Origin of the sequence: Streptomyces bambusae, assembly GCF_019400985.1 — a bacterium.
Classification (GTDB): domain Bacteria; phylum Actinomycetota; class Actinomycetes; order Streptomycetales; family Streptomycetaceae; genus Streptomyces; species Streptomyces bambusae_A.
The window spans coordinates 1-2,016 of record NZ_WTFF01000584.1 but is presented as its reverse complement, the minus strand read 5'-3'; the positions used below and the strand labels follow the sequence as shown (position 1 = coordinate 2,016).

2 protein-coding genes are annotated in these 2,016 nt (G+C 75.6%); both read right to left on the bottom strand.

Going from position 1 to position 2,016, the window contains the following annotated elements:
* Positions 1-110: 110 nt before the first annotated feature.
* On the bottom strand, positions 111-1,025 hold the full coding sequence (locus tag GPJ59_RS35780) for an ABC transporter permease (RefSeq protein WP_219672292.1): 915 nt from the start codon (positions 1,023-1,025) through the stop codon (positions 111-113).
* Positions 1,022-2,016, bottom strand: a 995-nt coding sequence (locus tag GPJ59_RS35775; RefSeq protein ID WP_258025427.1) for an ABC transporter ATP-binding protein, incomplete at its 5' end; no start/stop codon positions are given. The genes GPJ59_RS35780 and GPJ59_RS35775, both read right to left, overlap by 4 nt.

Sequence of the window (2,016 nt, the reverse complement as noted above, 5' to 3'; positions counted from 1 at the left end):
CCCGTACGCGTCGGGACCGGTCCGCGGTCCCGACGCGTACGGGCCGCGGGAGCCGGGCCGCGGGAGCCGGGCCGCGGGAGCCGGGCCGCGGCGGCCGGGCCGCCGGGCCGTCAGGACACGATGTCCTTGCGGGCGAACCCCCGGAAGGCGAGCGCGACCAGCACCAGCGCGTACGACACCGACACCGCCGCGCCCTTGGCCATCCCGCCCCACTCCACCTGGTGCTGGAGCAGGTCCACCCAGGCGAACTGCCAGTGCGCGGGCAGGAACTCGCGCCACTGGCCGAGCGCGGTCACCGCGTCGAGCACGTTCCCCACGATGGTCAGACCCACCGCGCCGCCGACCGCGCCCAACGGGGCGTCCGTACGCGTCGACAGCCAGAACGCCAGCCCCGCGGTGACCAGTTGCGACACGAAGACGAAGGCCACCGCCACCGCCAGCCGGGGCAGCGCGTCCCCGGCCGCCAGCTCCCCGCCGGTCGGCAGCTTCAGCGGCCCCCACCCGTACGCGACCGTGCCCGCGGCCAGCGCCACCGCCGGCAGCAGCACGATGGCCGCCAGGCTGAAGCCCAGCGCCACCACCAGCTTGCTCCACAGCAGCCGCGCCCGCGGCACCGGTGAGGCGAGCAGGTAGCGCAGCGAGGACCAGCTGGCTTCGGAGGCCACCGTGTCCCCGCAGAACAGCGCCACCGGCACCACCAGCAGGAAGCCCGCCGACACGAACAGGCACGTCACGGCGAAGTTCGCGCCCGAGGCGGTGGCCGCGTCGATCATGCTGACCCGGCCGCCGTCGTCCCGGCCGCCGCCCCCGTCCCCGCCGCCGCCCACCGCGAACGCGATGATCATCACGAAGGGCAGCGCCGCCAGCACCCCGCCCATCACCAGCGTCCGCCGCCGGCGCCACTGCCGCAGCGCCTCCACGCGCAACGGCAGCGTTCGCCGCGCCACGTAGCCCGGGGCCGTCCCGGACGCCTGCGCCACCGCGGGATCCGACGCCTGCGCCACCGCGCGATCCGTCGTGCTCATGCCGCTCCTCCGATCAGGGTGAGGAACGCGTCCTCCAGGCGCCGGTGCGGGCCGACGGCGGCCACCGGCACCTCCAGCCGCACGAGTTCGGCGATCAGCTCGGCCGGCGTCACACCGTCCAGCCGCACCAGGATCCCCTCGTCGGCCGCTGCCACCGAGCCCACACCCTCCAGCGCCGCGATCTTCTCCAGGGTCGTCGCGCCGACCGGGCCGCCGGCCGGCGTCACCAGCAGCGTGTCGCCGCCCCCGGTGATCTCGGCCACCGGACCCGCCTGCACCAGCCGCCCGCGGTCCATGACCACCAGGTGCGTACAGGACTGCTCGACCTCCGCCAGGAGGTGGCTGGAGACGATGACCGTCCGGCCGCCGGCGGCGTACCGGATCATCACGTCCCGCATCTCCCGGATCTGCGGCGGGTCCAGACCGTTCGTCGGCTCGTCGAGGATCAGCAGGTCCGGCAGCCCCAGCATCGCCTGGGCGATCGCCAGCCGCTGCCGCATGCCCTGCGAGTACGTGCGTACCGCCCGCTCCAGCGCGTCGCCGAGCCCGGCGATCTCCAGCGCCTCGGCCAGGTGCGCGTCCTCGGCCGGGCGGCCGGTGGCCTGCCAGTACAGTTCGAGGTTCGCCCGGCCCGACAGGTGCGGCAGGAAGCCGGCGCCCTCCACGAACGCCCCCACCCGCGACAGCACCGGTGCGCCCGGCCGGACCACGTGCCCGAACACCCTGATCTCCCCGGCGTCCGGCGAGATCAGGCCCATCAGCATCCGCAGGGTGGTGGTCTTGCCGGCGCCGTTCGGCCCGAGCAGACCCAGGACCTGCCCCTGCTCCACCCGGAACGACAGGTCCCGTACCGCGTACCGGTCCTGCCCCTTGGCGTACCGCTTGGTCAGCCCGGTGATCTCCAGCGGTACGCCGGCCGCCGCGGGGTCCGGCTCCGCCGCGGCGGCCGGAGCACGCCCGGCGGGCCCGCCGCGGCGGACCAGCAGCAGGC

Excerpts from the sequence above, each read along its gene's own strand:
- GPJ59_RS35780 (WP_219672292.1), bottom strand. The coding sequence starts at position 1,025 with ATGAGCACGACGGATCGCGCGGTGGCGCAGGCGTCGGATCCCGCGGTG.